The sequence below is a fragment of the Glutamicibacter sp. NPDC087673 genome (genome assembly GCF_044743255.1).
In the GTDB taxonomy this organism is placed as follows: Bacteria; Actinomycetota; Actinomycetes; order Actinomycetales; family Micrococcaceae; genus Glutamicibacter.
In genome coordinates this window covers 77508-79215 of record NZ_JBIUWB010000009.1, presented here as the reverse complement: position 1 = coordinate 79215, position 1708 = coordinate 77508, and the positions used below count along the sequence as shown (strand labels likewise).

1 protein-coding gene and 1 pseudogene are annotated in these 1708 nt (G+C 53.5%); both read left to right on the top strand.

The window, feature by feature from the left end; all coding sequences use genetic code 11:
• Positions 1–95 precede the first annotated feature (95 nt).
• A pseudogene (locus ACIOTL_RS17195) lies at positions 96–308 on the top strand (IS3 family transposase); the annotation flags it as partial.
• A gap of 122 nt (positions 309–430) precedes the next feature.
• Positions 431–1708: hypothetical protein (locus ACIOTL_RS17190; protein ID WP_400344000.1), on the top strand; the 1278-nt coding region annotated here is incomplete at its 3' end.

Here is a 1708-nt window from a genome sequence, read left to right as displayed (position 1 = left end):
TCCTGCAAAGTGATGACCGGGCGTGCAACAGGGAGTGCAGAGAAAAATAGAATTAGCCGGATAAGGCGTAGCCTAGCTATTTTTTAGCCGGTTAATGCTGGGACAATAGCCAGGCCGAGACGTACTTCTCGGCCTTGAAAAACGAGCGCGTCTACCGCACGACCTACGCCACGAAGGATCGAGCACGCAAGGACGTCATCCGCTACATCGAGGGGTTCTACAACAACCGCAGGCGCCATTCGGCACTCAATTACCGGCGTCCCAACGAGGTCCACTATAGTTACCAGCAGCCGGCCACGGCAGCGTAGATAAACCACTAATCCGCTGTCCGAAAAATCCTAAGCAGCCCAGTTTCGAATTTCGTGGATTTAAGCTATGCAACCGAATATACTGGGTTGTCATTACTCGTACTAAAATTGAAGGCGGATTTGTGAAGCAAAAAATTCACATATTGCTCAAACGGAGCATTTCATTTGGAGCTGCTTTATCTCTGTCAGCCGCCGGGTTGATGGTGGGCCTATCTCCGGCAACAGCGCAGGGCATCGCGCCTCAAACACTCAGGGCGCAGAGCCTAATTATGCCAGCGGCGGTCGCTGATACTGAATTTATGGCTCCGCGTTGCGAAGGTTCGACCCTGGGTAATCCGGAAACTACGGGACCAGATGCCTACCCGAACTTGCTTTTGGTGAGCGGGGAGCGTTTGGAGAACTACCGGGACGGCCATGTAGTACCTCTGTATGATTCGTACGGATATGCGGATGGCTCATATCCTCCCCTTTGTGGTGTGCGATACGATGCCGCTGCTGACTCGCCAATTAGCGAGTGGATGTTCTGCACAGATATTGGCAGTAAGGTCTGTGGCGATGTCCTGCCTGGCGGTCAGCTAGGCGAGGTTGATGTTTCGGTAAATCCTATGGAAGAGCTTGCTGGCAACCCAAGGCTGGATGCGGATCAAGAAAGACTGGTCTCTTGGCTCATTCACCATGAGAGCGCTTATCAAGGGGTTGGCTCCTATGCGTGGGGTGGTACCACCGTTGCTAGTGCGACACGTGGAACCGGCGAGCGGACCGCGCTCCAGACGTTGATTTGGTGCATCAGCGACTGGCCAGAGGCATCCGAAGCGGATCGTCTGACCACCTGTGAAGCCTCGATGAATCAACAGGAGCAACAACGTATTCTAAGTCTTATTCCTGTGGCGGAAGAATACCTGTTGGAACTCAACCCAGAGAACTCCACGGTGCAGGTTGACGACGCAGCAGTTCTGCAGCTGACGACGAACATTTACGGTCAGCCGATCAGCTTGTCCACCTCCAGTAATGCAGCTATCGATCTGTGTGAAGCGATGGACGGTGTGGTGCTGGCCGGGACTCAACTCACTTTAGATGCACCTGCCAGTGGGGATAGTGCAGCGATTGATTTGTGTGTCGTGGCTTCCGAAGCAACTGAGCTGTCGCTCAACGCATCGGTTAAACCTGCTCAAACGGTGAATATTGTCTGGAATCAAAGTCAGAACAATGGTGAGGTAGTGTGTCAGGTCTTCGCAGGATTCCGGGATGCATCTGCGGGGCAGATCAGTGCAGCAGCAAACATCACCGTGAAAGCAACCGTGGAGCCTACGGAACCGACTGATCCGACAGTTGAGCCTACGGAACCGACTGATCCGACTGATCCGACAGTTGAGCCTACGGAACCGACTGATCCGACAGTA